This is a genomic window from Oceanicola sp. S124 (genome assembly GCF_000220565.1).
Classification (GTDB): Bacteria; Pseudomonadota; Alphaproteobacteria; order Rhodobacterales; family Rhodobacteraceae; genus Pseudooceanicola.
On record NZ_AFPM01000116.1, the window covers coordinates 1 to 791 of the forward strand.

2 protein-coding genes are annotated in these 791 nt (G+C 71.2%); both read right to left on the reverse strand.

The features are described from left to right. Positions 1 to 172: Rnf-Nqr domain containing protein (locus OS124_RS24075; protein WP_010139081.1), on the reverse strand; the 172-nt coding region annotated here is incomplete at its 3' end. Between the two features lie 3 nt (positions 173 to 175). Beyond that, positions 176 to 791 (reverse strand): FMN-binding protein (locus OS124_RS0108510; RefSeq protein ID WP_010139082.1); only part of this gene is annotated, 616 nt, incomplete at its 5' end.

Sequence of the window (791 nt, forward strand, 5' to 3'; positions counted from 1 at the left end):
TCCCCGCCGAAAGCACCAGCACCACGCTCAGCGAGGCGGCCATGGTCAGCGCCGTCGGCAGCTGCGTCGTCACCGCCAGCGCCGAGCAGATGCCGAGGATCTGCAGGGTCACCGGGTTCTGCCGGATCAGCGGATCGGTCAGCGTCGACCAGAGGGGGGACGGGGCAGTCATGGCCTAGAACTCCCCGCGCCGGACGGCCTCGATCAGCGGCCCGTAGCCCTGCGGCCCCAGCCAGAAGCGGATGATCCGCGTCATCGCCGAAGAGGTGCGGGTGGCGCCGGTGATGCCGTCGACCTCGTATTCGCTGGTGGCCGGCCCCTTGGCGACGGCAAAGCGGATGTCGCCGCGCGCATCCGTGGTCCGCACCCCGCCGAAGGACGAGAGCCAGGCCAGTTCCTCGATCCGCGCGCCGAGGCCGGGGGTTTCCGACTGGCCGGTGATCGCCAGCCCGGCGATGGTCTGCATGTCGCCGCGCAGCGCCAGGATGGCGTCGATCCGCCCGTTGTAGCCCGCGCCGGAGACCGGCAGCAGCATCAGCGAGATGCCCTCTCCGCCGCGCAGCAGGAAGACCTGCGCGTAATCGGGGCGCGCGCCCAGGCCGGCGATATCCTCGCCCGGCACCAGAGCGGTCCAGTTGGACATGTCGGCCAGCGCGGCTTCCAGCGTCTCGGGGGTGACCTCGGTCGCGGCGCGGGCCTTGTTCAGGTCGATTATGACGCTCGACAGGGTGCCACCGCTCTCGGCCAGCAGCTCGGACATGCCGGGCACACCGGCCACCAGCGCCTCGATC